Consider the following 24,398-nt stretch of genomic DNA (forward strand, 5'->3'; position numbering starts at 1 on the left):
GGGTTTCGCACGGCGAACGACGCCTGGGCGCCGGGTCCGGCGGCGCGCGGGCGCCGCCGGGGACTGGAACCGCTCAGCGCGACTCGACGCTGGCGCGGGATGCACCCGAGTAGATCAGGTAGATACCGATCAACATTCCCAGCACACCGAGCATCGCAACGTAGTAGGCCGGTGCGTAGCTCCAGCGTGCCAGCGCGAGCGACAGCACCAGCGGTGTCGCGCCGCCGAAGATCGCATAGGCCACGTTGTAGGAGAACGAAAGCCCTGAAAAACGTACCTCGGCGGGAAACGACTTCACCGCTATCGCCGGCACCAAGCCGACGATACCGACGAAGAAACCCGACAGCGCATAGAGCGGCACCAGGTACGCGGTAGTGTAGTGCACCGAGACGAAGAAGAAGATGAAGCTGACGCCGAGACCGAAGCTGAACAGCGAGAAGACCGGGCCGTCGCCGAAGCGATCGCCCATCCGGCCGCTGACCACGCAGCCGATCAGGGTGAAGACCAGCGCAATGGTATTGGCGTTGAGCGCGGTAGCGCGGTCGATGCCGATCGATGGCGACTGCAGCAGCGTCGGCATCATCAATGCAGTGACCACGATCGCGCCAGTGAGCACCCAGGTGACCAGCATCGACAGCACCACCGCACCGCGATGCTCGGTGACCACCTTCTTCACCGGCAGCTCGGCCGCCAGCGCCTTGCGCGCCTGCATCTCGGCGAACACCGGGGTTTCGTGCAGGTAGCGACGCAGGTAGAGCGTCACAAGGCCGAGCAGGCCACCGAAGATGAACGGCAACCGCCAAGCCCAATCATGGATCTGCTGATCGCTGAACGTCGCGCTGAGCAGCGATGCGACCACCGAGCCGATCAGGATGCCGAGCACCAGCCCCATCGACAGGGTGCCGCAGGCCAAGCCGATGTGCCGGCTCGGCACGTGCTCGGTGACGAACACCCACGCCCCCGGCGCCTCGCCACCGATCGCCGCGCCCTGGCAGACGCGCATCAGCAGCAGCAGCAAGGGGGCGGCGATACCGATCGAGGCATAGGTCGGCAAAAGGCCCATGATCAGGGTCGGTACCGACATCAGCAGGATGCTGAACATGAACATCCGCTTGCGACCGAGCAGGTCACCGAAGTGGGCCATCACGATGCCACCGAGCGGACGGGCCAGATAGCCGGCGGCGAAGATCCCGAAGGTCTGCACCAGGCGCAGCCAGTCAGGCATGTCGGCGGGGAAGAAAAGCGCCCCTACCACCGTGGCGAAGAAGACGAAGATGACGAAATCGTAGAATTCGAGAGCGCCGCCGAGGGCGGAAAGCGCCAGAGTCTTGGCGTCTTGACGGTTCAAGCGCCGCTCGCCCGACTCAATGGCATCATCGTGGGTTCTGGTAGTCATGGGTGTCGATACAATGGGTTCGAAGAGAGCGCGTACCGGCCGCAAAGGCCGTGGGCTCGTTTAAGTCTTGATCGTAGGCGGCCGGCGCGGCGCCGAATATAGAGCGCCACATCGAAGGCGAGGGATCACCTCGCCGCACGTCGGTCTCATCGTTTTCGGGCGCGATCACATCGGGTGGGAAGATCCAGCGTCCGGCCTTCCACTCGGCTCGCAACGAGACGAATGAAACGCTTAGCCGATCTACTCTACCAGGGCGATGGCCTCGCGTCAGCCGAGTGAGCGGAAAAGTTCCCAGGGCACGTGTCCGATCGTGCCCGGATCGGTAATCGCCGGCACGCGGCGAATCTCGATGCGCCACCATCACCGGGCGGTAAGCACAGTTCATCGAGGCTGGCCTTGCGACGATGTTCCTGTTCTAGTCAAGACACCGGCGCGACGACTAGGCGCACTCCTGCTTGGCAAGGGAACACTGAGCAATGGACGACAATCCTGATCACGAGGCTTGCCCACCGCCGCGGGAGAGCCGTGACTGGCTGGCCCGGCTGGTGGGTTTCGACAGCGTATCGCGACATGGCAATCTGGCGCTGATCGAGGAGATCGAGACGGCGCTGGGCGCCCTCGCGGCCAGCCCGGGCCAGCCGCTTTGCTTCGAGCGGATCGAAAATGACGAGGGAACCAAGAGCAATCTGCTGGTGCGCGTCGGCCCAAACCTGCCAGGCGGGGTGGTGCTATCGGGACATACCGACGTGGTCCCGGTGGACGGACAGCCCTGGTCGAGCGATCCGTTCGAGCTGACCGAGCGCGATGGCCGGCTGTACGGCCGCGGCAGCTGCGACATGAAAGGCTTCATCGCCTGCTGCCTGGGGCAGCTCGAGTACTGGCGAGGGCTCGAGCTGAAACACCCGATCTATCTCGCCCTCTCCTATGACGAGGAGATCGGCTGCCTCGGCGCACCGCGGATGATCGAGCGTCTGGCGGCAAAGCCCCATCCCCCGCACTTGGCGATCATCGGCGAGCCGACGATGATGCGCCCGGTCACCCGCCAGAAGGGCATCACCGTGCTGCGCACCAGGGTGACCGGGCTCGAAGCGCACTCCAGCCAGATTCCATCCGGCGTCTCGGCGGTCCATGTGGCGGCCCGGCTGATCTCGCGAATCGAGACGATCATGTACGAGCTGGGCGAGGAACGCGCCTGCGACGAGGCCTACAACGTCCCCTACTCGACACTCCACGTCGGCAAGGTGGAAGGCGGCACCGCGATCAACATCATGGCGCGAGAATGCGTGTTCGATTGGGAGATTCGCCACCTCCCCGAGCAGGCGTTCAAGAGCATATACGAGCGCTTCGACCGTTTCGCCCGCTCGCTCGAGTTCGAGCTGCGCGAGCGCGCCGCGACGGTCTCGATCGACACCGAAACCGTGGTCGCTACGGTGCCCGGGCTGCGCGCCGAAGCCGATAACCCAGCGCTGGCCTTTCTCGCACCCCTGCTCGGCGACGAAACCCCGCAAGGGGCGGTGGCCTTCGCCACGGAAGCGGGACAGTTCCAGCAGGCGGGGTTCAGCGCGATCGTCTGCGGTCCGGGCGACATCGCCCAGGCCCACCAGCCCGATGAGTTCATCGCAGTGGAGCAGCTCGCCGCCTGCGATGCGCTGATGCGGCGACTTGGCGAGGCGCTGTGCCGTTGAGCGCCAAGTCCCGGCGCTGCGCCGACGTACTAGACTAAGACCTTTTTTACCGCCAAGGAGCCATGCACATGACAGCCACGCTCGATTTCGCCGGCGTCCGCCTGCCCGCCATCGGCCAGGGTACCTGGCACATGGGAGAGGGCCTCTACTCCCAGGAAGAGGAGGTCGAGGCGCTGCGGCGCGGGCTCGACCTGGGTTTGAAGCTGATCGACACCGCCGAGATGTACGCCGATGGCCGTGCCGAAGAGATCGTCGGCCGAGCGCTTGCCGGGCGCAGGGACGAGGCCTACCTGGTCTCCAAGGCGCTGCCTTCCCACGCCGGGCGCGATGCGGTGGTACGCGCCTGCGAGCGCAGCCTGGCGCGGCTGGGTACCGACCGACTCGATCTCTACCTGCTGCACTGGCGTGGCGGTACGTCGCTCGAGGAGACCCTCGAGGGGTTCGAGCGACTGGTGGAAGACGGCAAGATACTGCGCTACGGAGTATCCAACTTCGACGTCGACGACATCGATGAGCTGGCGGCGCTGCCAGGCGGCGAGCGCTGCGCCACCAACCAGGTGCTCTATCATCTCGGCTCGCGCGGAATCGAATACGCCCTGCTGCCGCGCATGCGCGAATTGAAGATGCCGACGATGGCCTACTGCCCGGTGGCCCAGGGCGGCGTCTCCAGTCGAGCGCTGCGTGAGCACCCGGAGGTCAAAGCCATCGCCGGGGCGCGGGGAATCTCTCCCACGCAGCTGCTGCTGGCCTGGACGATTCGCCCCCGCGACGGTCTGCGCGACATCCTGGCGATCCCCAAGGCGGTGCAGCCTTCGCATCTGGCGGAGAATGCCCAGTCCCTCGAGATCGAATTGAGCGAGGCAGAACTTGCGCGACTCGACCGCGCCTTCACCCCGCCACAGCGCAAGGAGCCGCTCGACATCGTTTGACCCACCGCTCTCGGTGCGGTCTCCGGTTCAGCCGCGCTCGCCAAGCAGCCGTGCCACGCCCTGCTCGCCCAGCTCGCGAAGCAGGGCCACGTTGCGCTGCGGAATGCGCTCGGGATGCGGGAAGTGCGCCAGCGCCTGCTCGAGTTGCTGCTCTCGAAGCAGATGGAAGAGCGGCCACGGGGCTCGGTTGGTCAGATGGGCGGGATCGCTCGCGGGACTCCCTTCGAAGCGGTAGTCGGGATGGAAGCTGGCGATCTGGTAGATCCCTTCATAGCCCGCCATCGCCAGCCAGCGCTCGGCGAGCTCGAGCCAATCCAGATAAGTGTCGAAGTCGAGCGTGCGGTCGACCAGCACGATCACCGTCGTGCTGACCGTTTCGTCCTCGTCGAGCAGGCGGACCTCTTCGTCGAGCGCAGCCAGCGCGAGAGCGAAGTCGCCACCGTCGACCGCGCGATAGCGCACCCTCCCGGCGTCGAGTTCGCGACGGGCGAAGGGACAGAGATCGAGGCCGACGACTATCCGCGAGATCCAATCACGCGTCTGCCGCAGCGGCTGCTCATGAGGGGAAACTGCAGGATCGAGGGACGAAGAGGAAGAAGTCATCGGCATCTCAGCGGGATCGGGGCCCGCAGTCTAATCGCACGCACCTGCGCGCGCGAGCGGTCGCGCCATCGACGAAGGCCCGGATGGCGCTGCCGCCATCCGGGTAGACGACTTCAGCTCACAAGCTTGGCGTCGAGCGTGATCTCGGCATCGAACAGCTTGGACACCGGGCATCCCTCCTTCGCTTGGTTGACGATCTTGTCGAACTGGGCCTGCTCGGCACCGGGTATCTCGACGCTGGTGGCAAGGTGCACTGCGGTGATCGAGAAACCTTCACCATCCTTGTCCAGCGATACGGTAGCGGTGGTATCGATGCTGGTGGCGGTAAGACCTTCATTGCCGAGCATCAGCGACAGCGCCATCGAGAAGCAGGCCGCGTGCGCCGCGCCCAAGAGCTCCTCCGGGTTGGTGCCGGGCTGACCCTCGAAGCGGGTATTGAAACCGTACGGATTCTGCTTGAGCGCACCGCTTTCGGTGGAGACCGTGCCCTTGCCTTCCTTGATCGAGCCGGACCAGTGCGCGGATCCCTTCTTCTTGATACTCATGTCGTCTCCTTGATCGATGACGGTTCGTCTGGATGGTTCGCCTGGCTAATTCTTCTGCAGTGGTTCGTCTGGAAGCCGCCCGGATCTGCGCGCTCGGACATATCGAATCGCCACCGCTTTCGCACGAGACCGGACCGGCTTGCTCAGGAGTCACCAAAGGTGACCGGCTTCCCTCAGGGTAGTAGAGGCTCGGGGAAAAGACAGCCTGCAACCACCCCACAAAAGCAAAGCCCGATCGTACATTACAGTGAAGACCGATACTGCCAACTCATCGCTGCGCCAGCCAGATCGCCATCACCGTGGCACGAGCCGGCATCGTCGTGCCGACTGGGGCTGGCGCTGCTTCCAGACCCGGCCTCATTCGGCATGAATGAGGCTTGAATGTAATTCTTAGGCCAAGGTCGATGTTGTTTGCTGTGGGAATCCTGCGTTAAATCCTCGCAAACACGACGAAAGCGCCATCGCCATGCTCCCCGAAGAAAGAAAGCAGCAGATCCTTTCCACCCTGCAGCGCGAACACAAGGTCCACGTCGGCGCGCTCAGCGAGCGCTTCCGGGTGACCGAAGAGACCATTCGGCGCGATCTCGAGAAGCTCGAACGCGAGGGCTGGCTGAAGCGCACCTATGGCGGCGCGGTGCTGCGCCGTGAGGGTGACAGCGCCCTGCCCTACTGGGCGCGCGAGACGCTCTACGTCGACCACAAGCGACGTATCGCGCAGAGCGCCTCGGCGCTGGTCGAGGATGGCATGACGATCATGATCGATGCCGGCACCACCACGTTCGAGCTGATGGGGGCGCTGCGCAGCCGGCGCAACGTCACGGTGGTCACCAACTCGGCGCGGATCACCGCGGGCGTGGAGAGCGATGCGACCCTGCTGTGCTGCGGTGGGGAGCTGCTCGGCAAATCGTTGGCCTTCGTCGGCCCGATCGCCGAGAGCTGCCTGGCGCGGTTCCATGCCGATATCGCGTTCATCGGTGCGATGGCACTCGACGCCGGACGCGGGCTGATGGAGGCGAACATCGGCGAGGCGGAAATCAAGCGGGTGATGAAGCGTCATGCCGAGTGCACGGTGCTGCTCGCCGATGCCTCCAAGTTCGATGGGCGTGCGCCGGTCCAGGTCGGCCCGCTGAGCATGGTCGACGTGCTGGTCACCGACCGTCTGCCGAACGAGGAGTGGCGGGCACGACTGGAAACCGCCGGTACCCAGCTGCGCCTCGTCGACTAGCCCGTCCGCGTAGCTCCCCAGCGCTCAGAGCGGCTCGAACCGCCAGCTGCCGGAGTGCTGGTCGGGCGGCAGGATCCGCGTCGGTTCGACGTTGCCGATGCGCGGCCCCTCATGGGTACCGAAGGCGAGATGGCGGATCACCCGGAAGACACCGGAGTGCGCGAAGATCAGCGGCCGCTCGTAGCGCTCGAGCAGGGCATTGATCGTGCGTCCCACCCGCTCGACGAAATGCTCCCATGCCTCTGCACCCTCCGGTGGGTCGAGATAGGGCATCGGCGACAGGATAGGGCCGAGCTCCAAAGGGCCCCAATCACGTTCGCACAATCCCTCGAGCAGCAGCGGCCGAGCGCCCGGCACCGCCAGCATCGCAGTCTGGCGCGCGCGAAATTGCGGGCTCGAAGCCACTACGCCGGCATGCCAGCCAGCGAGCTTCTCTCGTGCGGCGATCGCCTGCCGCTTGCCTTTATCGGTGAGCACGACATCGAGCCTACCGGCCACGATACGCGCACGATTATGAAAAGTTTCGCCATGGCGAACGAACAGGAAAGGTTTGGGGATCAGTTCCAACACGGGCATCTCTTCGTCCGTTCTTCGGGCACGCATGATGTTAGCCAGCATCCTCGACATGATGCAATCGCGGCATCGACAAACTGCCGAGGATAACTTTAATGGTTTCTTAAATAAAAAATTAAAGCGTGCCCATCGGCCTGCCGATTCCCATCAATGCAAATGATTACTCCTATCGATAATGCACGAAAGGGCATCATCATGGAAAAGAAAGAACAAGATCTAGCGCTGCTTTCCAAAGTTCACCGGCACAACCTGGCCTATCTGATCCTCGCCCGCGATCTCATCAAGCATGATGTAGACCAGGCGATCCTGCAGCTCGGCATCGATACCGATATCGCCACGCGCCTGCTTGCGCTGCCCATTGCGCAATTGGTGGAGCTTGCGCATATGAGCCAGCTGTTGTGCGTTTTCGCCCTGCAGGATCCCGCCCTGCTGGAGAGCGATCCAACGCAGCGCCGGCTGGCAGAGGCACACAGCGCCCGACGCATGCTGAGCCTGCTCGACCCCATCACCTGCGCTTCGCCGCGCCATTCGAAGTGATGGAGGGAAAAATGGCCGGTCACGGACTGATCGAACAGATGCACCAACAACAGTTGGCGATAGAAATGATCGAGCTCGGCGCGCGTACCTCGGTGATCATGCAAAGCGTCGCCATTTCCTACGGCCGGCTGGCGAGAATCCATCGAGAAAAGACCGGCACCCATCTGCCCAAGGGGGCGCTTCCCTTCGCTGCTGACTGGTTTCTCCAATGGCGTCCCAACATGCACGCCTCGCTGTTCTACAACATCCATCGCCAGTTCGAACTGCGCACCAGTGCCGCGCCCGCCGAACGATTGCTGAAGAGCTACCGGCTCTACCTGCAATGGCAGGAGGATGCATGGGAAAACGCCCTGCTCTCCCTGACCCGAGCCTGGACGATGCTGCGCTTTCTCGACGGCGACTTGCTGCAGACCACCCGCTGCACCCGCTGCGAAATCCTGTTCATCGACCACGCCAATGCGCCGCGCTGCGGCTACGTATGCGGTCTCTGCCAGCCGCCGGCGCGGGCGGGCAGCGGACGCGAAGCCGGATCGGCCCAATCGCGCTGGCGGCCGACCGTACAGGGCCTCGCCACCGACGGGATGGGCGCGAACGAAGACAGGCAGGAAGCCGCAACGAGTGTCGAGCATGCGAGGCGCTCGAATCGATTCGTGCAAGGCACGCAGAGGCTCAATCGGCTCTGCTGAGCAACGCCTCGAGCAGCGGCGCAACGCCCGGCGCGAAAGCGGCGAAGTGGGGATTGATCAAGCTGTCGCGCCGGTTGTAGCCCAGCGCCTCGCCGAGCGAATGCTCGCCCACCTCGACCAGCGCACCGCCGGCGCATTCGAGGATCAGCTGCGCGGCTGCGGTGTCCCACTCCCCGGTCGGACCGAGACGGAGATACAGATCCGCCTCTCCCGCGGCGATCTCGCAACTCTTCAACGAGCTGCCGAGCCGCCTGGTGGAGTGCTCGGGCAGCAGACGGCGCCAGCGCCCCTGCGGATCTCGCGAATGAGAGCGACTTTCGAGCAAGCGCAGCGGCGTGCGCTCGTGCCATCGCCGCGCCTGGAGCACCTCCCAGCGCACCGCGCCAGCGCACCCCGGGCCGCTTGGGTAGCGCAGCGCCGGCGCGCCGCTGCGGGCGGTATAGCCTACATTCAGCGCTGGTGCTTCGATGACCGCGAGCACCGATCGATGCGCTTCGATCAGTGCGATATTGACGGTGAATTCGCCATTGCGACGAATGAACTCCTTGGTGCCATCGAGCGGATCGACCATCCAGAAGCGAGACCACTGCCGGCGTGACGCGAGCTCCGCAGCGCTCGACTCCTCGGACAGCACCGGGACCTCGGGGGTGAGCGCGCTCAGTGCCTGGTGGATCAAGCGATGGGCACTGCGATCGGCCTCGGTCAGCGGCGTGTGATCGGCCTTGAGCGACACCGCTGGCGCGTCGTCTCGAACATAGATACGCATGATCTCCTCACCCGCCCGGCGAGCGATATCGATCACCTGCTGCTGCAGTTCCGATACGATAGGAGCGGCGTGACTCATTGGACCTCCTCGGTGGCAAGTTCGGCATATGCGCAATATAGCGCGCTGATACAGCTGCCCCACGCCCGTTGGCGGTCGCGCACAACGAAAACCGCCCACCGGGAAGACCCAGCGGGCGGTAGCTCGATCTCGAACACGAGCGCATTCAAGCAGCGAGACGATAAATCGTCATCGACGCCGCGAACACGGCCCGATGCGAAGCGCATTCAAGCTTCGGTGCCTTCCAGCCAGCTCTCCACCGTCTCGGCACCGTATTGTTCTTTCCATTCCTTGAGTTCTTTGTGGTTACCACCACGCGTTTCAATTACATCGCCGGTATGAGGATTCTTGTAGATCTTCAGCTTGCGTTTTCGGCGCGTACCAGTGCCTTTGCCGCCGGATTTAGCCACCTCGCGCGAAATGCTCTCACCTTGGGGGGCCAGAATCTCGATCACTTCCGAAACGCTCTTGTCGAACTCGCCCATGAGCGACTCGAGCTTGCCCTTGAATTCCAACTCCACTTTAAGCCGTTGATCCTGCTCGAGCTTCTGAAGTTCTTCACGCAGCTTCTTGATCTGCTGTTCTTTGAGTAAATAATCGCTGAGAAGTGACATCTAGGAGCATCTCCAATCAGGTTGAGGCAAGCGCCACCCTTCAAGACCGCGGGTCGGTGGCAAAGGTTCATAATGGATGCTTACTTTTCCGCTGAGGCAGCGTTCATGCACGCGGGACCAGAAGCTAGATCCAACCTTGGGAATGAAAGCTTACCCCATGCAAGTAATGGAAGACACCCGGATAAGTCCCACTTTACATTTTATTTCACTCTTTAGAACACTCCGTCTCGCCTTTTTAGCCAACTTCCATATCGTCCCCGCTCACCTTGGATAAAAAACAATCATGCACAGAGTAAAACTCAAATGGACGATCAAAGAGCAGCCGAAGCGATACCCAGGTACTGGTGCGCTATGACAGACCATCATTGGCATCACCGAGACTGGACATTCATCCAGGATGACGCGAAGATCGCCCCATGCGAAAGATCCTCCACGCCGATTGCGACTGCTTCTATGCCGCGGTGGAAATGCGCGACGATCCCAGTCTGCGCGACATCCCCATCGCCATTGGCGGCCGCCCCGAGCAGCGTGGGGTAGTGGCAACCTGCAACTACCCCGCGCGACGCTTCGGCGTGCACTCTGCGATGTCGAGCGCGCAAGCGCTGCGACTTTGCCCCCAGCTGCGGCTCCTGCCCCCCGATTTCGAACGCTACCGTCAGGTCTCCGCCGAGATCATGGCGATCTTCCAGCAGCTGACCGATCGCATCGAGCCGCTCTCCCTCGACGAGGCCTTCCTCGACATCAGCGGCATCGAGCGCTTCAAGGGCAGCGGCACCTGGATGGCCGAGTGGCTCAAGGCGCGCACGCGAGAGGTCACCGGCATCACCATCTCGGTAGGCGTGGCACCGAACAAGTTCCTCGCCAAGATCGCCAGCGACTGGCGCAAGCCGGATGGCCTCTACGTGATCACTCCCGACCAGGTCGACGCTTTCGTCAGCGCCATGCCGGTCGGCAAGCTGCCGGGCGTCGGCCCTGCCACCGCCGCCCGCTTGGAAAGGATGGGCATCGCAGACTGCCAGGCACTGCGACAGCGCCCCATCGCCGAGCTGATCGACCACTTCGGCAAGTTCGGGCGGCGCCTCTACGAGCTTTCCCGCGGTATCGACGAGCGCGAGGTGAAGACCCACCGCGAGCGCAAGTCGGTGAGCGTCGAAACCACTTTCGACCGGGACATCGACGACCAGCAAGCCCGCTGCACCGCGCTGGCTCCGCTGGTCGAACGTCTCGCCGAGCGCCTCGACCGCCATGGCGCTCCCTCGATCGGAAAACTATTCGTCAAGGTCCGCTTCGACGACTTCACCAGTACCACGCTCGAAAGCGGCGGCCTGGCGCCGAAACTCGACAACTTCGTCACCCTGTTCGACCAGGCCTGGCAGCGCGGCCAGAGGCCGATCCGCCTGCTCGGCGTCGGCGTACGTCTCGCCGATGCGGCGCTGGAACGTCAGCTGGTACTCTTCGAAGAGCTCTGGGATCCTCGATGATCCCAGCGGCGCGAAGATGAATCACTGTATATTCAGCGACTTCGAAGCGGGTGCGATTGTCGCGATCCAGTCACGCCGCGTATAGTGAAATGCCCAACGGCAAAAGGCGTCCCATGAGCCGACACCATGTATCCATTCGTCCTCGCCGCCGTTCGCCGCTCGATGTCCTGTTCATGGGGGGGTGCGGCGAGATCGGCATGAACCTCACTCTTTATGGGAGTGAGGATCGCTGGATCGCCATCGACTGCGGCATGATGATCCACCAGGAGCTGCCCGGCTCTCCCCTGCAGGTACCCGATGTGGAGGCACTCCGGCAGCGAGGGATCACGCCCTCCGCGCTGGTCGTCACTCACGGTCATGAAGATCATATCGGTGCGATCGTCTGGCTGTGGCCGCGCTGGGGCTGCCCGATATGGGCGTCACCGCTGGCCGCCGCGATGCTGCGTCACCGGTTCTCCCAGCACGGCCTCGACACCGGGGTGATCCAGGTCTTCCAGCCCGGCGACGCCTTCGAGATCGAGCCTTTCGGTGTGCGCACCCTTGGGGTCACCCACTCGATTCCCGAAAGCTGCGCGCTGCTGATCACCGTCGGCAAGCACCGCTTGCTGCATACAGGTGACTGGAAGCTCGACAGCCAACCGCTACTCGGCCCGCGGATCGACGAGGCGCTGTTTCGCGGTCTGGCGCCGATCGACCTGGTGGTCGGCGACTCCACCAACGCCACGGTCAGCGGCCACTCGGCGAGCGAGGGCAGCGTGGCCCAGGCGCTCGCCTCGGCAGTCGCCAAATGCACGGGGCGCGTGGTAGTGAGCTGCTTCGCCAGCAACCTCGCCCGTATCCACGCCGCCGGGCTCGCCGCGCGCGGAAGCAATCGTCGCGTAGTGCTGGCCGGGCGGGCGATGCAGCGGATGGTCCAGATCGCCAAGAGCTGCGGCTACCTGGACGCCTTCCCGCTGCCCGTGCCGCTCAAGGACGCAGGCTACCTTCCACGCGAGGAAGTGCTGCTGATCGCCACCGGCAGCCAGGGCGAGCCAGGCGCTGCGCTCTCCCGCATGGCGCAAGGGCGGCACATGGAGCTCGAACTCGAAGCCGGCGACACGGTGATCTTCTCGTCCAAGATCATTCCCGGCAACGAACGCGCGATCGCGAGCCTGGTCTCGGCGCTGCGACAGCGCCAGATCGAGGTACTGGACGAGAGCGAGCATCCGGAACTGCACGCCTCCGGCCACCCCGCGAGGGATGAACTGCGCACGTTCTACGGCTGGATCAAGCCCCGCTACCTGCTGCCGGTGCACGGTACCGAAGAGCACCAGCGCGCCCACTTGGCACTCGCCCACGAACTGGGCATCGAAGGCGATCTCAGCCCTCGCGACGGTGATTGGCTGCGCTGGGATGGACAGCGAATCGAGCTGGTGACACGGCTGGAGCTCGCGCCGCGGCTGATCGAGCAGCGCCGCAGCGATCAACGTCGCGACTCACGCCCTGCGCTCGCCCTCGTCCTGCCGGTGGTCCACGATGAATCGGGCTGGTCGCGCGTCGGGCGACTGATCGTCGACCCGCCGTTGGGCGTCGAGATCGACGAGTACGTACTCGGCGACTGGCTCGACGAACGTCTGGTCGACCAACATGCACGCAACACCCGCGAGCTGCGTGAATCCCTGCTCGATGCCCTGGGTCATTGGCTGTTCGATCACGGCCCGCGCGTGGCGAGAATCCATCTCGACATCGTCGAGGTGGCGCCCTGAACGAAGTGAACCCCCGCGGCTAGCGGGGGTCCGGCTCCGAGGAAAAAAAGCGCATCACGACTGGATGCGCCAATGATCACTTCGCGGCATTTTTCGGCGGACGACCCCGACGTTTCGGGCGCTCGGCGACTAAATCGTCGACGGAGAGACCGGCACTGCTCATGGCATCGCGAATCTCGGCGAGCTTCTCTTCCTTGAGCTTCTCTTCCTGCTGACGCTGCGCTTCCTCGTCACGTTTCTGAGTGATCACGTCATTGATGATCTCAGACAGTTTGACCAGCTGCTCCATGCTCAACTGCCGCGCAGCGGCACGAGCTACGTTCTTGTTGCGAGCAATACGGGCAAGATCGTCACTGGACATGTCTTCTCCTCGAAGATGGAATGTTCGCCGGCATTATAAGATGAGATGGTTTTAACTGCATATCCATCTCATCGCAATGGGCTATTTTTCTTTCTCACATTCCCTGCCCGATCCGGTCATGGGATGCCGATTTAAGCTCGAACGATCCGGCGCCCTCCTAACCTCCGGTCATGTTCATGAAGCGTACGATCTGTACATCGCCATCGGTGGTGAAATGATGCTGGTAGGGCTTGAGCCTCATCGCCGCGATGATCTCACGCTCGAGACGCGCCATATCACCCGGATAGCGGCGCAGGATCGCACGTAGATCGAGCGAGTGCTCGTTACCCAGGCACAGCAGCAGTCGCCCTTCGGCAGTCACACGAACGCGGTTGCAGCTGGCGCAGAAATTGTGGCTGTGCGGGGAAATGAAGCCGATGCGACTCTTCGCATCGCTCATTCTGAAATAGCGCGATGGTCCCAGCGTCGACTCGGTCGAAGGCGTCAATACATAGCGCTGCTCGATGATTCTCTGCACTTCGTCGCTGGAGCAATAGGTTTCATCTCTACCGTGGTCGGAGACGTTTCCCAGCGGCATTTCCTCGATGAAGCTAATGTCCAGCTCACGCTCTCGCGCGAACTCGACCAGCCGCAGCACTTCGTCTTCGTTGCGCCCGCGCATGATCACCGCGTTGAGCTTGATCCTGTCGAATCCCGCCGCCTGGGCAGCGTCGATACCGGCGATCACCTTGCTCAGTTCACCGGTGCGGGTCAGACGGCGAAAACGCTGTGCATCGAGGGAGTCGAGACTCACGTTGAGCCGGTCGACCCCACCTTCGCGCAAGGCCCGTGCGTGACGCACCAACTGCGAACCGTTGGTGGTCATCGCGAGCTCCTTGAGCCCGCGAGACTTGAGTTCGCCAAGCATCGGGATCAAGGTGCCGATGCCCTGGCGCACCAATGGCTCGCCGCCGGTGATCCGCAGCTTTTCCACCCCGAGCGATACGAAGGCGCTGGCGACGTTGGCCATTTCCTCGATCGTCAGCACCTGCTGACGGGGCAGGAAAGTCATCTTCTCGCTCATGCAATAGACACAGCGAAAGTCACAACGATCGGTAACGGAAATACGCAGGTAGCGTACCCTGCGTCCGAAATCGTCGATCAATCCCCTGCTGTCGCTAGACTGGCTCATGATTCCTCCCATCGCTCGCTGGCCCAGCGGTCGCTCATCCGCTCGCCGACCCAGCGATCACCTTCGTCACTATGCTCTTTCTTCCAGAAAGGTGCCTGGGTCTTGAGCCGATCGATGATGAATTCGCACGCCTCGAAGGCCGCCTTGCGATGCGCGCAGGCGACAGCGACCAGGACGATTTCATCGCCCGGTGAGAGCCGCCCTACGCGGTGGATGATCGCCACGCCGCCGAGCCGCCAACGGGCCACTGCCTCATCGGCCAGGGCATCGAGCACCGCCTCGGTCATTCCTGGATAGTGCTCGAGCGTCAGCGCCCTGACTCCCGGTCGATCGCTGAAATCACGCACCCGACCGACGAACGAGACCATCGCGCCCAAGTCGGAACGCCCCTGGATGAGCGACGACTCGACCGCGCCGAGATCGAAACCCTCGGTCTGAATCGCGATCGTTTTCATCCTCCGGTCACCGGAGGAAAGAAGGCGATTTCATCGCCGGGCGAAAGCGAGGCGTCGAGCTTGCTCATCCGTCGATTGAGCGCGCAGAGCACTCGAGGCTCATCGAGTGCCGCGAAGCGCGGGTCTCTTGCGATCAGCGCCTGCTTGAGCGCGAAGATGGTCGTGGTATCCATGTCCGTCATCGGAACACTCACGCTATCGCACTGCAAACGTTCACGCAGTTCGGCGAAGAAACGTACGCGCACGGAGGCGGCCTGCGGCGCCACAGCATCGCCTTCCTCGTCGCCCAGTTCAGCTGCCGCTGTACTTTCCGCCGCCTGCCCTGGGGAGGCGTCGGATGCCTGCATACGCTGCCAGTCTCCCGACTTCCCGCCGGTCTTGCGTTCGAGCTGGAGCGCCTCGACCACCATGCCCTTATCCACGGCCTTGCACATGTCGTAGAGCGTCAGGCAGGCGACCGAGGCTGCGGTCAGCGCCTCCATCTCGACACCGGTGCGCCCTTCGACACGGCAGCGCGCCTCGACCAGCACTCCCGGCAGCGCCGGGTCGATGTCGAAATCGATCCGCACCGAGGAGAGCGGCAGCGTATGGCACAGCGGGATCAGCTCGGCGGTGCGCTTGGCCGCCTGGATGCCGGCGATGCGCGCGGTGGCCAGGACGTCGCCCTTGGGCAGCCCCCCTTCGACCAGACGCACCAGCGTCTCGGCCGCCATCCGCACCCTGGCGCTGGCCAGCGCTTCGCGGTGGCTGACCGGCTTGTCGCCGACGTCGACCATGTGGGCCTCGCCCCGTGCATTCAAGTGGGTGAACGTGCGGCTCATGGTGTCTCTCCGAAAGGTTGAATGCTCACCACCTCCCCTGGTTCGGCTCGCTCGCGTTCCTCATCGAGCTCGATCAAACAGTTGGCCCCAGCGAGCGTGCCGAGCATATGCGAATTCTGTCTTGCCAAGGGACGCACCCGGCACCGCGCCATCGCATCGACATAGCACACCCCGAGCAGCAGGTCGCAGCGTCCTCGGCGCCCCTCGACGGCAGAGTCGAGGCAGGCGTGCAAGCGGCGCGGTGCGGCCTCGCCCCCCTCCAGCAGCGACAGCGCCGGCAGCACCAGTTGCAGCGCACCCACCAGCGCGGCCAGAGGATTGCCCGGCAGAGCGAGCAGTGCCACGCCTCGCCAGCGGCCGAACGCCATCGCCTGGCCCGGTTTCATCGCCACACGCCAGAAGTCCAGGCCGGCGGATGCCGCCAGCGCATCGCGCAGGTGATCCTTGGGTCCGAGTGAAACGCCGCCGGTGGTGACGATCAAATCGACCCGCTCGGCGACGCTATCGAAGGCACGCGCGAGCGCGCCAGGATCGTCGGCGAGGATGCCGCCGCCGACCAGCTCGACACCGCGGCGACGCAGCAGTGCGGCGAGCAGCGGCCGATTGGCATCGAAGCCGCTCGCCGGGTCGAGCGCCCGCCCGGGTGCCCGCAGCTCGTCGCCGCTCGAGAACAGCGCGACGCGTACCCGATCGCGCACTTGCACTTCGTCGTGGCCAAGGGCCGCGAGCAGCCCCAGATGGCGAAAATCGAGCCGGGTGCCGGCCGCCAGTACCTGATCACCGCGGGCCACCGCTTCGCCACGCCGGCGGATGTGCTCGCCACGTCGCACCTCGGCACCACGCTCTATCTCGAGCCATTGTCCTTCGAGCGCGCACCGCTCGAGCACCACCACGGTGTCGCAGCCATCCGGCAACAGCGCGCCGGTCGCGATACGTACCGCCTCACCGGCCGCGACCCGGCCGCGAAACGGATGTCCCGCCAGGCTCTCCCCCACCAGCCGCAGCCGAGGCCTGCCGGCGAGCGAGGAGATCGCCAGGGCGAAACCGTCCATCGCCGAGCTATCCATGCCGGGCAGATCGAGCCCGGCGATCACCGCCTGATCGAGCAGCCGGCCACTGGCCTGATCGAGCGCCACGGTGGCCAGCCGACGCCGGCTGGAAAACTCGCCCAGCGCTGCGCTGATCCTCGCCCGCGCCTCGGCGAGCGAAAGTCGCTGGACGCTCATCGCTGGTGCTCGACGGGCAGCCGCGGCGCATCGTGCGACGGCCAGCCACGGCACCAGCCGAGCAGCCAGTCGACGAGCTCCCCAGGCCGATCCAGCTGGAGGTTGTCCACCCCTGCCGGCAGCGCGAGCGGCTCGGGTGTGGCCACTGCGATGACCCAAGGATCGCTGGTCGCGATCAGCGGCTTGCCGAGCACCGGTCGATGCACCTCGAGCTTGGCCAGAGGCGCATGCTTGAAGCCTTCGACCAGGATCAGCGTCGGCGCCAGATTCGAGACCTGCTCGACCAGCTCGACCAGATCGGGCTCTTCACGCCCCGGCGTCTCGACCATCATTGCGTAGCGCCGCCCCGATGCGACCAGCATCGGAACCGCGCCCGCGCTGCGCAACCGGTAGCTGTCCTTGCCAGGCTGATCGATGTCGAACCGATGGTGGGCATGCTTGATCACCGCGCAACGCTCGCCCGCCTCGCGCAGCAACGGCAGCAGCCGCTCGAGCAGCGTGGTCTTGCCCGAGCCGCTCCAGCCGACGATACCGATCAGCGGGATGATGCTCTGCACGGGCGCGATGCGATCGTTCATCTAGCGTACTCCATTGGTCAGCCGCGCAGCATGGATTCGAGCTCGGCGAGCTGGGCCGGGGTATTGAGGTTGGCGAATGCGATCGGATCGGGAAACTGCGCGATTCGGGTCTCACACCCGGCATAGAAATCGAGCGGACGACGCACGCCCTCGAGCAGCGCAGTGCGAAGACGAGGCGCTAATTCACGCCGCAGCAGCGCGACGGTGGGATGGCAATGCTTGCGATCGCAAGCGTAGACCACCTCGGTGGTCTCCTGCGCGACGGCGAGCAGCCGCGCGCAGAGATCGATCGGCAGCAGCGGCGCATCGCAGGGTACGACCAAAAGCCACTCGCTCCCCGGTCGCATCCGCGTCAGCGCGGCGTCGATGCCAGCCAGGGGACCGGCCCCCGCGCACTCGCTTCGGTCCCCAAAGACCGCACCGACGGCCTGGGCCCGATAGGCCGAGAGAGAGCGATTGGCGCTGATCGATACGCCCACCACCTGGGGCGCGAGCCGCTCGAGCACATGCTCGACCAGGGCGCGTCCGGCGAACTCGACCAGCCCCTTATCGACTCCCCCCATGCGCCGGCCCTCGCCACCGGCGAGGATCACCGCCTCGACCCGGGCCGCCGGCTCAGCGGGTACCGAAGATCTTGTCGCCGGCATCGCCCAGCCCCGGCACGATGTAGCCGTGCTCGTCGAGCCCCTGGTCCACCGAGGCGGTGTAGATCTCGATCTCCGGATGCGCCTTGAGCACCCGTTCGATCCCCTCCGGCGCCGCGACCAGCACGATCACCTTGATCTCGCGGCACTGGCGCGCCTTGAGCATTTCGATGGTGGCGATCATCGAGCCGCCGGTAGCCAGCATCGGGTCGATCACCAGCGCGAGACGCTCGTCGAGGTCGGAGACGAACTTCTCGAAATAGGGCACCGGCTCCAAGGTCTGCTCGTCACGATAGAGCCCCACCACGCTGATCCGCGCACTGGGAATGAGGTTGGTGACCCCGTCCATCATCCCAATCCCGGCGCGCAGGATCGGCACGATGGTGACTTTCTTGCCCTTGATCTTCTCGACTTCGATCCGCTCGCCGGTCCAACCCTCGATCATCCGGGGCTCGAGCTCGAGGTGCTTAGTCGCCTCGTAAGTGAGCAGCTCGGCGACTTCGCTGGCGAGCTCGCGGAAATGCTTGGTGCTGACGCCTTTGGCGCGCATCAGGCCGAGCTTGTGCTGGACCAGCGGGTGGTTGATGGCGTGGACACTCATATCGATAACCTTAGTTCATTGTAGATGTGGCGATGCGGCTCACTCGACTCGCTCGGGCAGCCGCCAGTCCACCGGAGCGATGCCATGATCGCGGAGGAAGGCGTTGGCACGCGAGAAGTGATGGTTGCCGAAGAAGCCGCGATGCGCGGAGAGCGGTGAAGGGTGCGGTGAGTGCAGCACCAGGTGGCGTTCACGGTCGACGAACGCCGCCTTCTTCTGTGCATAGCTGCCCCAGAGCAGGAACACCACGTGCGGACATTCACGATTGATCAGCTCGATCGCACGGTCGGTGAACCGCTCCCAGCCCTGGTCGCGATGCGAGCCGGCGGCACCCTGCTCGACCGTCAATACGCTGTTGAGCAGCATCACGCCTTGGCGCGCCCAGCTCTCGAGAAAGCCGTGGTTGACCGGGGTGAAATCGACGTCGTCGGCGGCCAGCTCGCGGTAGATGTTGACAAGGGAAGGCGGGATCGCCACCTGCGGGCGCACCGAGAAGCATAGCCCGTGCGCCTGATCGGGCCCATGATAAGGGTCCTGGCCGAGGATCACCACCTTGACCTGGGACAGCGGGGTCAGCTCGAAGGCGCGGAACCAGTCCCTCGAATGAGGGTAGATGATTCGGCGCTGCTCCTTGCGATCCTTGAGGAAACGCCTGAGCGAGCGCATGTAGGGCGCCTCGAACTCAGCGCCGAGGGTCGCGTTCCAATCGTCGGGAAGCACAGCGGGCATCGGCGATATCCTTGACTGCGGTGGGAAAGCCCAAGCGCGCCGCGCGGTTGGGCAGCGCACTGGAAGATTCAGTCCTGATCGCGACGACGGCGGTCGGCCAGCGGCTCGACATAGGCGAAGCCGGTATCCCAGGGGAACTGGATCCAGGTGTCCTGTGCCACCTCGGAATGATACTGATCGACCAGCTCGCGCCCCTCGGGTTTGGCGTAGATGGTGAGGAAATGCGCCTTGGGCAGCATCTCGCGCACCGCCCGCGCGGTCTTGCCGGTATCGACCAGATCATCGACCAGCAACCAGCCATCGCCGTCATGGTCGATGCCCTTGAGCACGTCGATCCCCTCGCCCTGCTCCATCTTGTCGTAGCTCTTCACGCAGACGGTGTCGACCAGGCGAATATCGAGCTCGCGCGCGATCAGCCCGGCCGGGATCAGCCCACCGCGAGCCACCGCGACGATGCCCACGAAGCGGCGACTGAGCAGGCTGTCGCAGAGTTCGCGCACGTCGCGGTGCAGGCGGTCCCAGGAGACGGTGAAGTAGTGCTGGTAGCGGTCGCTGCTACTCATCTCGACTCACTCCGATTCGGTGAAGCTGCACACGGCGAACACGCTGTGGCCCGCCTCGCGGATGCGCTTGGATCCGCCGAGTTCGGGCAGATCGATGATTCCAGCGGTCTCGACCACCAGTCCACCGCTGCGTTCGATCAGCTTGGCGGCGGCGAGCATGGTGCCGCCGGTGGCGATCAGGTCGTCGACGATCAGAATGCGGTCCTTCGGACGGAAAGCGTCGGAGTGCAGTTCGACGGTCGACTCGCCATACTCCAGCTTATAGGTCTCGCTGATCGTCTTGAACGGCAGCTTGCCCTTCTTGCGCACCGGCACGAAGCTGCAGCCGAGCTCATAGGCGAGCGGCGCGCCGATGATGAAGCCGCGCGCGTCGATCGCTGCGATGGCATCGATCTCGAGCTCCTGATAGCGGTGCACGAAGCTGTCGATCAGCTTGCGAAAGGCGGCGCTGTTCTGCAAAAGCGGAGTGATGTCGCGGAAATTGACGCCAGGCTCCGGCCAGTTGCGCACCGTGCGAATCACCGACTTGATGTAGTCGCCATAGACGCTCATCGAGTTCTCCAACGGGGTCTCTCCTTCACGCGCGAGGCCTCGCGCGACTCGATCCATGCTTGGGATGATTGCCCAGGCCCGCCCCACGAACAGGCGAGATCGCCGTATCGAAGGGGCCAGGCGCAGGACGGATGAATACTCAGAGGTGGCCTAGTCTAATCCAAATCCCGCCCAGGCTTAACCGCCGGTGGCGATGCGACGGTTTCGCCTGTGCGCGCGGCGAGCACGCGCTCCACGGTAGTGACGATGGCCTGGGTCTGCGGATCGATCTCGATGTTGACCCGCGCGCCGATAGAGCGCTCGCCAAGCGTGGTACGAGCCAGCGTCTCCGGGATCAGGTCGACGCAGAAGCGCTCCCCCTCCACCGCCGCGACGGTCAGGCTGGCGCCATCGACACCGATGTAGCCCTTGTCGAACACGAAGCGCAGCAATTCGCCAGGCAGCCGGAACCATAGCCTGCGATTGTTCGGTGCCTCGATGATCTCCTCGAGCGTCGCCTGGCAGATGATGTGCCCGGACATCGCGTGGCCGCCGATCTCATCGCCGAAGCGCGCAGCGCGCTCGATGTTGACCCGGTCGCCGACCTCGAGGCCTGAAAGGTTGGTGACCCTCAGCGTTTCTGCCATCAGGTCGAAGCCTGCGCGCGTGCCGTCGACCTCGGTGACGGTCAGGCAGCAGCCGTTGTGGGCCACTGAAGCGCCGGTCTCGAGCCCGCGCTCGAGCCCCTGCGGCAGTGCGACGGTGAGATGGTGAAGACCCGCACGGCGCTCGATCGCGACGACCTCGGCGACTCCCTGGATGATTCCGGTGAACATGACCGACTCCTGTTGATGGCTGAATAGCGCATGGGCCGATTAGCGCGAAGGCGGTCATTTTGTCACGGTCACCGCCCGGCTGCCGAGCGGGCCGCGCGATTGACGTCCACCGCCCCGGTGCCTAGAATTCCGCCCCATTCGACAGGCGCTGATTTGATCCCTGCTTGCGGGCGCCAGAGCAAATACTGCTAAACGGGGTGTCGTATCCGATCGCTTCGACACCGCCTTGGTCTTCCAGCCGGTGGTCGTCCCGCCCGTTCCCGCCCGCAGTTTCGATTATCGCCGCCCCCCATCCTTCGACGCCTGGCGCTTTTGCGTCGCGAAGCCGTCGCCTCGACCCGACAGGCCAATGATTACCCTAGAAAACATCGTCAAGACCTATGGCAGCGGCGAACGAGCGGTCACCGCCCTCGATGGCATCGACCTGCACGTCGCCGCCGGTACCATCAGCGGGGTCATCGGCCTCTCAGGGGCCGGCAAGAGCACCCTGATCCGCTGCGTCAACCTGCTCGAACGCCCGACCTCGGGCCGGGTAGAAGTAGACGGCGTCGAGCTGACCAGTCTCGACACCGCGGGCCTGCGCGCGGCCCGCCACCAGATCGGCATGATCTTCCAGCACTTCAATCTGCTCGACTCGCGTACCGTCTACGCCAACGTAGCGCTGCCGCTCGAACTGATGAAGATGGACAAGGCGCAAATCCGTGAACGGGTACTGCCACTGCTCGAGCTGACCGGCCTTGCGAGCATGGCCGAGCGCCATCCCGCGCAGCTCTCCGGCGGCCAGAAACAGCGCGTGGCGATTGCCCGTGCGCTGGCCAGCCGCCCCAAGGTGCTGCTCTGCGACGAAGCGACCTCAGCGCTCGACCCCCATACCACTACCTCCATTCTCGCCCTGCTCAAGGAGATCAACCAAAAGCTGGGGCTGACCATCCTACTGATCACCCACGAGATGGAAGTGGTCAAGACGATCTGCGACCAGGTGTCGCTGATCGAGGGCGGCAAGCTGGTCGAGACCGCCGAGGTGGGACGCTTCTTCACCGCACCGGCGAGCCGGGCGGCGCGCGCCTTCATCAACGACTACCTTGAGCTCGAGATACCGCCCGAGCTGCTCGCGCGCATGGGCGAAAGCAGCGACGGCCGGACCCACCCGGTGGTGCGTCTCACCTTCGGCACCGAATCGGTCGACCGGCCGTTGATCTCGCACCTTTCGCGTCGTTTCGATATCGACATCAGCATCCTCCAGGCCCGGGTCGAGGCGATCCAGTCGCACACCCTGGGGCTGATGATCGCCGAGCTGATCGGCGATCCCGAGACCACCGCGGAGGTGATCGCGTACATGCAATCCATCGATCTGGACGTAGAGGTGATCGGACATGTTCCTGGGAATGAGTGAAGCGATGCTCGAGCGCCTCTGGCAGGCGACCCTCGACACCCTGGTGATGGTCGCGGTGAGCGGGGTCATCTCGATTCTGCTCGGGCTGCTGCTCGGGGTGGCGCTCTACGTCACCCGCCCTGGCCGGTTCCTGGCCCGCCCGCTGCTGCACGGGCTGCTCGGCATCATCGTCAACGTCGGCCGCTCGATCCCGTTCATCATCCTGATGGTCGCGATAGTCCCCTTCACTCGCCTGCTGGTCGGCAGCTCGATCGGGATCAACGCCGCCATCGTACCGCTCACCGTGGCGGCGATCCCGTTCGTCGCCCGGCTGGTCGAAGGATCGCTCAACGAAGTGTCGCCCGGGCTGATCGAAGCCGCCCAGTCGATGGGCGCCACCGCGCCGCAGATCATTCTCAAGGTGCTGCTGCCGGAGGCGCGCGGCGGGCTGATCACCGCAGCGACCATCACCCTGATCACCCTGATCGGCTACTCGGCGATGGCCGGCGCGGTGGGTGCCGGCGGCCTTGGCGCGATAGGCATCAACTACGGCTACAACCGCTACGACAGCGCGGTGATGATCAGCACCGTCACCATCATGGTCGTGCTGGTGCAGCTGATCCAGATGATCGGCGACTACCTGGTTCGCAAGGCGCAGCACAAATGAGCCGCGACGCACCCCCATAACCATAATCGGCACCGGCCACAGGCCGGTCGCATCCCACTTGCGCCCGGGCTCATAGCCTCGGGGCGCCGATGACGACACGGGCCATGCGCCCCGACCAGAACCAAGAAGGATGTCCACCATGTTCGACCGACTCAAAGGTCTTTCTCCACACCTCGCCCTCGGTGCCGGGGCGCTGGCGCTCTCCTCGCTGCTCGCCGGCTGCGGCGGCGGTGCAGGCGATGACGACAGCGTGCGCGTCGGCGTGATCGCAGGCCCCGAAAGCGAGCTGATGGAAGTCGCCCAGCGCATCGCCAAGGAGCGTTTCGATCTCGACGTCCAGATCGTCGAGTTCACCGACTACGTCTCGCCCAACGCAGCACTCGCCGACGGCAGCATCGACGCCAACGCCTACCAGCACGCGCCCTACCTCCAGGCGATGAACCAGGACCGTGGCTACGATCTGGTCTCGGCCGGCAACACCTTCCTCTATCCGATCGGCGCCTACTCCAGACGCCATGACTCGATCGAGGCGCTGCCTGAAGGCGCCACCATCGCGCTGCCCAACGATCCGTCGAACCAGGCCCGCGCGCTGCTGATGCTCGATCAGGCCGGGCTGATCTCGCTGGTCGATGACCAGAATCCTGAAGCGACCCTCGACGACATCAGCGACAATCCCCACGGCCTGCAGTTCCGTGAAGTCGATGCCGCCCAGCTGCCGCGTTCGCTCGATGACGTCGACCTCGCCTTCATCAACAACACCTTCGCCCAGCCCGCAGGGCTCACCCCCGAGGATGCACTGCTGCGCGAAGGCACCGACTCGCCCTACGTCAACCTGATCGTGGTGCGCAACGGCGACCAGGAGCTGCCCAAGATTCGCCATCTGGTCGAAGCGTTCCAGACCGAAGAAGTGGCCAACCGCGCCGAGGCGCTGTTCCAGTGCGGCGCCATTCCTGGCTGGCAGTAACCCTCTGAAGGCGCCGGCGATGGCCGGCGCCCTCCTC

Annotated in this window: 28 protein-coding genes; 10 read left to right on the plus strand and 18 right to left on the minus strand. The window is 64.4% G+C overall.

Annotated features, from left to right (window positions below; all coding sequences use genetic code 11):
• Nucleotides 1-73: 73 nt before the first annotated feature.
• Nucleotides 74-1,348: an MFS transporter gene (locus Q376_RS22695; protein WP_245598955.1), complete on the minus strand. Its 1,275-nt coding sequence runs from the start codon at nt 1,346-1,348 to the stop codon at nt 74-76.
• Nucleotides 1,349-1,872: 524 nt separating this feature from the next.
• Between Q376_RS22695 and argE the strand changes: the two genes are divergently transcribed.
• Nucleotides 1,873-3,081 (plus strand): acetylornithine deacetylase, encoded by a 1,209-nt coding sequence (argE, locus tag Q376_RS0113545; protein WP_052365263.1) that lies wholly within the window; start codon nt 1,873-1,875, stop codon nt 3,079-3,081.
• 68 nt (nt 3,082-3,149) lie between these two features.
• Nucleotides 3,150-4,010 (plus strand): aldo/keto reductase, encoded by an 861-nt coding sequence (locus Q376_RS0113550; RefSeq protein WP_052365264.1) that lies wholly within the window; start codon nt 3,150-3,152, stop codon nt 4,008-4,010.
• Between the two features lie 27 nt (nt 4,011-4,037).
• Here Q376_RS0113550 and Q376_RS0113555 read toward each other — a convergent pair whose 3' ends face one another.
• Both Q376_RS0113555 and Q376_RS0113560 read right to left on the minus strand, forming a co-directional pair.
• A complete protein-coding gene (locus tag Q376_RS0113555) occupies nt 4,038-4,613 on the minus strand; it encodes a DUF1415 domain-containing protein (RefSeq protein WP_052365318.1) in 576 nt (191 codons plus the stop codon).
• A gap of 113 nt (nt 4,614-4,726) precedes the next feature.
• The gene (locus tag Q376_RS0113560; RefSeq protein WP_043447942.1) at nt 4,727-5,158 is read right to left on the minus strand and encodes an OsmC family protein; all 432 of its coding nucleotides are present in this window, start codon (nt 5,156-5,158) and stop codon (nt 4,727-4,729) included.
• Between the two features lie 466 nt (nt 5,159-5,624).
• Here Q376_RS0113560 and Q376_RS22700 point away from each other — a divergent pair, with 466 nt between their 5' ends.
• On the plus strand, nt 5,625-6,383 hold the full coding sequence (locus Q376_RS22700; RefSeq protein WP_043447944.1) for a DeoR/GlpR family DNA-binding transcription regulator: 759 nt from the start codon (nt 5,625-5,627) through the stop codon (nt 6,381-6,383).
• Between the two features lie 24 nt (nt 6,384-6,407).
• Here Q376_RS22700 and Q376_RS0113570 read toward each other — a convergent pair whose 3' ends face one another.
• On the minus strand, nt 6,408-6,959 hold the full coding sequence (locus Q376_RS0113570) for a histidine phosphatase family protein (protein ID WP_052365265.1): 552 nt from the start codon (nt 6,957-6,959) through the stop codon (nt 6,408-6,410).
• Between the two features lie 147 nt (nt 6,960-7,106).
• On the opposite strand from Q376_RS0113570, the gene Q376_RS22705 reads away from it, so the two are divergent.
• Nucleotides 7,107-7,493 carry a flagellar transcriptional regulator FlhD gene (locus tag Q376_RS22705; RefSeq protein ID WP_081803562.1) on the plus strand — a complete coding sequence of 129 codons (387 nt, stop codon included), beginning with the start codon at nt 7,107-7,109 and terminating at the stop codon, nt 7,491-7,493.
• Nucleotides 7,494-7,504: 11 nt separating this feature from the next.
• Complete coding sequence (locus tag Q376_RS22710; protein WP_052365269.1) at nt 7,505-8,179, plus strand: FlhC family transcriptional regulator; 675 nt, start codon at nt 7,505-7,507, stop codon at nt 8,177-8,179.
• Here Q376_RS22710 and cysQ read toward each other — a convergent pair.
• On the minus strand, nt 8,163-9,023 hold the full coding sequence (gene cysQ, locus Q376_RS22715; protein WP_043447945.1) for a 3'(2'),5'-bisphosphate nucleotidase CysQ: 861 nt from the start codon (nt 9,021-9,023) through the stop codon (nt 8,163-8,165). The genes Q376_RS22710 and cysQ overlap by 17 nt on opposite strands.
• A gap of 206 nt (nt 9,024-9,229) precedes the next feature.
• Nucleotides 9,230-9,616 carry a histone-like nucleoid-structuring protein, MvaT/MvaU family gene (locus tag Q376_RS0113595; protein WP_027350765.1) on the minus strand — a complete coding sequence of 129 codons (387 nt, stop codon included), beginning with the start codon at nt 9,614-9,616 and terminating at the stop codon, nt 9,230-9,232.
• A 416-nt stretch (nt 9,617-10,032) separates the two neighbouring features.
• Here Q376_RS0113595 and dinB point away from each other — a divergent pair, with 416 nt between their 5' ends.
• On the plus strand, nt 10,033-11,097 hold the full coding sequence (gene dinB / locus Q376_RS0113600; protein ID WP_027350766.1) for a DNA polymerase IV: 1,065 nt from the start codon (nt 10,033-10,035) through the stop codon (nt 11,095-11,097).
• A gap of 113 nt (nt 11,098-11,210) precedes the next feature.
• Nucleotides 11,211-12,842, plus strand: a complete 1,632-nt coding sequence (locus tag Q376_RS0113605; RefSeq protein ID WP_245598956.1) for a ribonuclease J — start codon at nt 11,211-11,213, stop codon at nt 12,840-12,842.
• A gap of 76 nt (nt 12,843-12,918) precedes the next feature.
• Here the strand turns inward: Q376_RS0113605 and Q376_RS0113610 are convergent, their stop codons facing one another.
• The 12 genes from Q376_RS0113610 to Q376_RS22725 form a co-directional block, all read right to left on the minus strand.
• A complete protein-coding gene (locus Q376_RS0113610; RefSeq protein ID WP_027350768.1) occupies nt 12,919-13,203 on the minus strand; it encodes an H-NS family histone-like protein in 285 nt (94 codons plus the stop codon).
• Between the two features lie 157 nt (nt 13,204-13,360).
• Nucleotides 13,361-14,374, minus strand: coding sequence for a GTP 3',8-cyclase MoaA (gene moaA, locus Q376_RS0113615; protein ID WP_043447947.1), 1,014 nt, complete (start codon nt 14,372-14,374; stop codon nt 13,361-13,363).
• On the minus strand, nt 14,371-14,829 hold the full coding sequence (locus Q376_RS0113620) for a molybdenum cofactor biosynthesis protein MoaE (RefSeq protein WP_027350770.1): 459 nt from the start codon (nt 14,827-14,829) through the stop codon (nt 14,371-14,373). Before Q376_RS0113620 ends, moaA begins: the two co-directional genes overlap by 4 nt.
• Entirely contained in the window at nt 14,826-15,650 is an 825-nt protein-coding gene (moaC, locus tag Q376_RS0113625) for a cyclic pyranopterin monophosphate synthase MoaC (protein ID WP_027350771.1), read from the minus strand. Before moaC ends, Q376_RS0113620 begins: the two co-directional genes overlap by 4 nt.
• Nucleotides 15,647-16,876, minus strand: coding sequence for a molybdopterin molybdotransferase MoeA (locus Q376_RS22720; protein WP_043447955.1), 1,230 nt, complete (start codon nt 16,874-16,876; stop codon nt 15,647-15,649). The genes moaC and Q376_RS22720 overlap by 4 nt, the downstream gene beginning before the upstream one ends.
• The gene (gene mobB / locus Q376_RS0113635; protein ID WP_027350772.1) at nt 16,873-17,454 is read right to left on the minus strand and encodes a molybdopterin-guanine dinucleotide biosynthesis protein B; all 582 of its coding nucleotides are present in this window, start codon (nt 17,452-17,454) and stop codon (nt 16,873-16,875) included. The genes Q376_RS22720 and mobB overlap by 4 nt, the downstream gene beginning before the upstream one ends.
• 17 nt (nt 17,455-17,471) lie before the next feature.
• Entirely contained in the window at nt 17,472-18,101 is a 630-nt protein-coding gene (gene mobA, locus Q376_RS0113640) for a molybdenum cofactor guanylyltransferase MobA (protein ID WP_052365270.1), read from the minus strand.
• Complete coding sequence (upp, locus tag Q376_RS0113645) at nt 18,070-18,699, minus strand: uracil phosphoribosyltransferase (protein WP_027350774.1); 630 nt, start codon at nt 18,697-18,699, stop codon at nt 18,070-18,072. Before upp ends, mobA begins: the two co-directional genes overlap by 32 nt.
• A gap of 39 nt (nt 18,700-18,738) precedes the next feature.
• Nucleotides 18,739-19,428, minus strand: coding sequence for a uracil-DNA glycosylase (ung, locus tag Q376_RS0113650; RefSeq protein WP_027350775.1), 690 nt, complete (start codon nt 19,426-19,428; stop codon nt 18,739-18,741).
• Nucleotides 19,429-19,496: 68 nt separating this feature from the next.
• A complete protein-coding gene (gene gpt, locus Q376_RS0113655; RefSeq protein WP_027350776.1) occupies nt 19,497-19,991 on the minus strand; it encodes a xanthine phosphoribosyltransferase in 495 nt (164 codons plus the stop codon).
• 6 nt (nt 19,992-19,997) lie between these two features.
• On the minus strand, nt 19,998-20,543 hold the full coding sequence (locus Q376_RS0113660) for an adenine phosphoribosyltransferase (protein ID WP_027350777.1): 546 nt from the start codon (nt 20,541-20,543) through the stop codon (nt 19,998-20,000).
• Between the two features lie 155 nt (nt 20,544-20,698).
• Nucleotides 20,699-21,358 carry a riboflavin synthase gene (locus tag Q376_RS22725; protein WP_052365274.1) on the minus strand — a complete coding sequence of 220 codons (660 nt, stop codon included), beginning with the start codon at nt 21,356-21,358 and terminating at the stop codon, nt 20,699-20,701.
• A gap of 349 nt (nt 21,359-21,707) precedes the next feature.
• Here Q376_RS22725 and Q376_RS0113670 point away from each other — a divergent pair, with 349 nt between their 5' ends.
• From Q376_RS0113670 to Q376_RS0113680, 3 genes are all read left to right on the plus strand, one after another.
• Entirely contained in the window at nt 21,708-22,751 is a 1,044-nt protein-coding gene (locus Q376_RS0113670; protein WP_027350778.1) for a methionine ABC transporter ATP-binding protein, read from the plus strand.
• Complete coding sequence (locus Q376_RS0113675) at nt 22,744-23,397, plus strand: methionine ABC transporter permease (RefSeq protein ID WP_027350779.1); 654 nt, start codon at nt 22,744-22,746, stop codon at nt 23,395-23,397. Before Q376_RS0113670 ends, Q376_RS0113675 begins: the two co-directional genes overlap by 8 nt.
• 139 nt (nt 23,398-23,536) lie before the next feature.
• The gene (locus Q376_RS0113680; RefSeq protein ID WP_027350780.1) at nt 23,537-24,361 is read left to right on the plus strand and encodes a MetQ/NlpA family ABC transporter substrate-binding protein; all 825 of its coding nucleotides are present in this window, start codon (nt 23,537-23,539) and stop codon (nt 24,359-24,361) included.
• The last annotated feature ends 37 nt before the right edge of the window (nt 24,362-24,398 follow it).

Source organism: Halotalea alkalilenta DSM 17697, from assembly GCF_000621205.1.
GTDB classification, from domain to species: Bacteria; Pseudomonadota; Gammaproteobacteria; order Pseudomonadales; family Halomonadaceae; genus Halotalea; species Halotalea alkalilenta.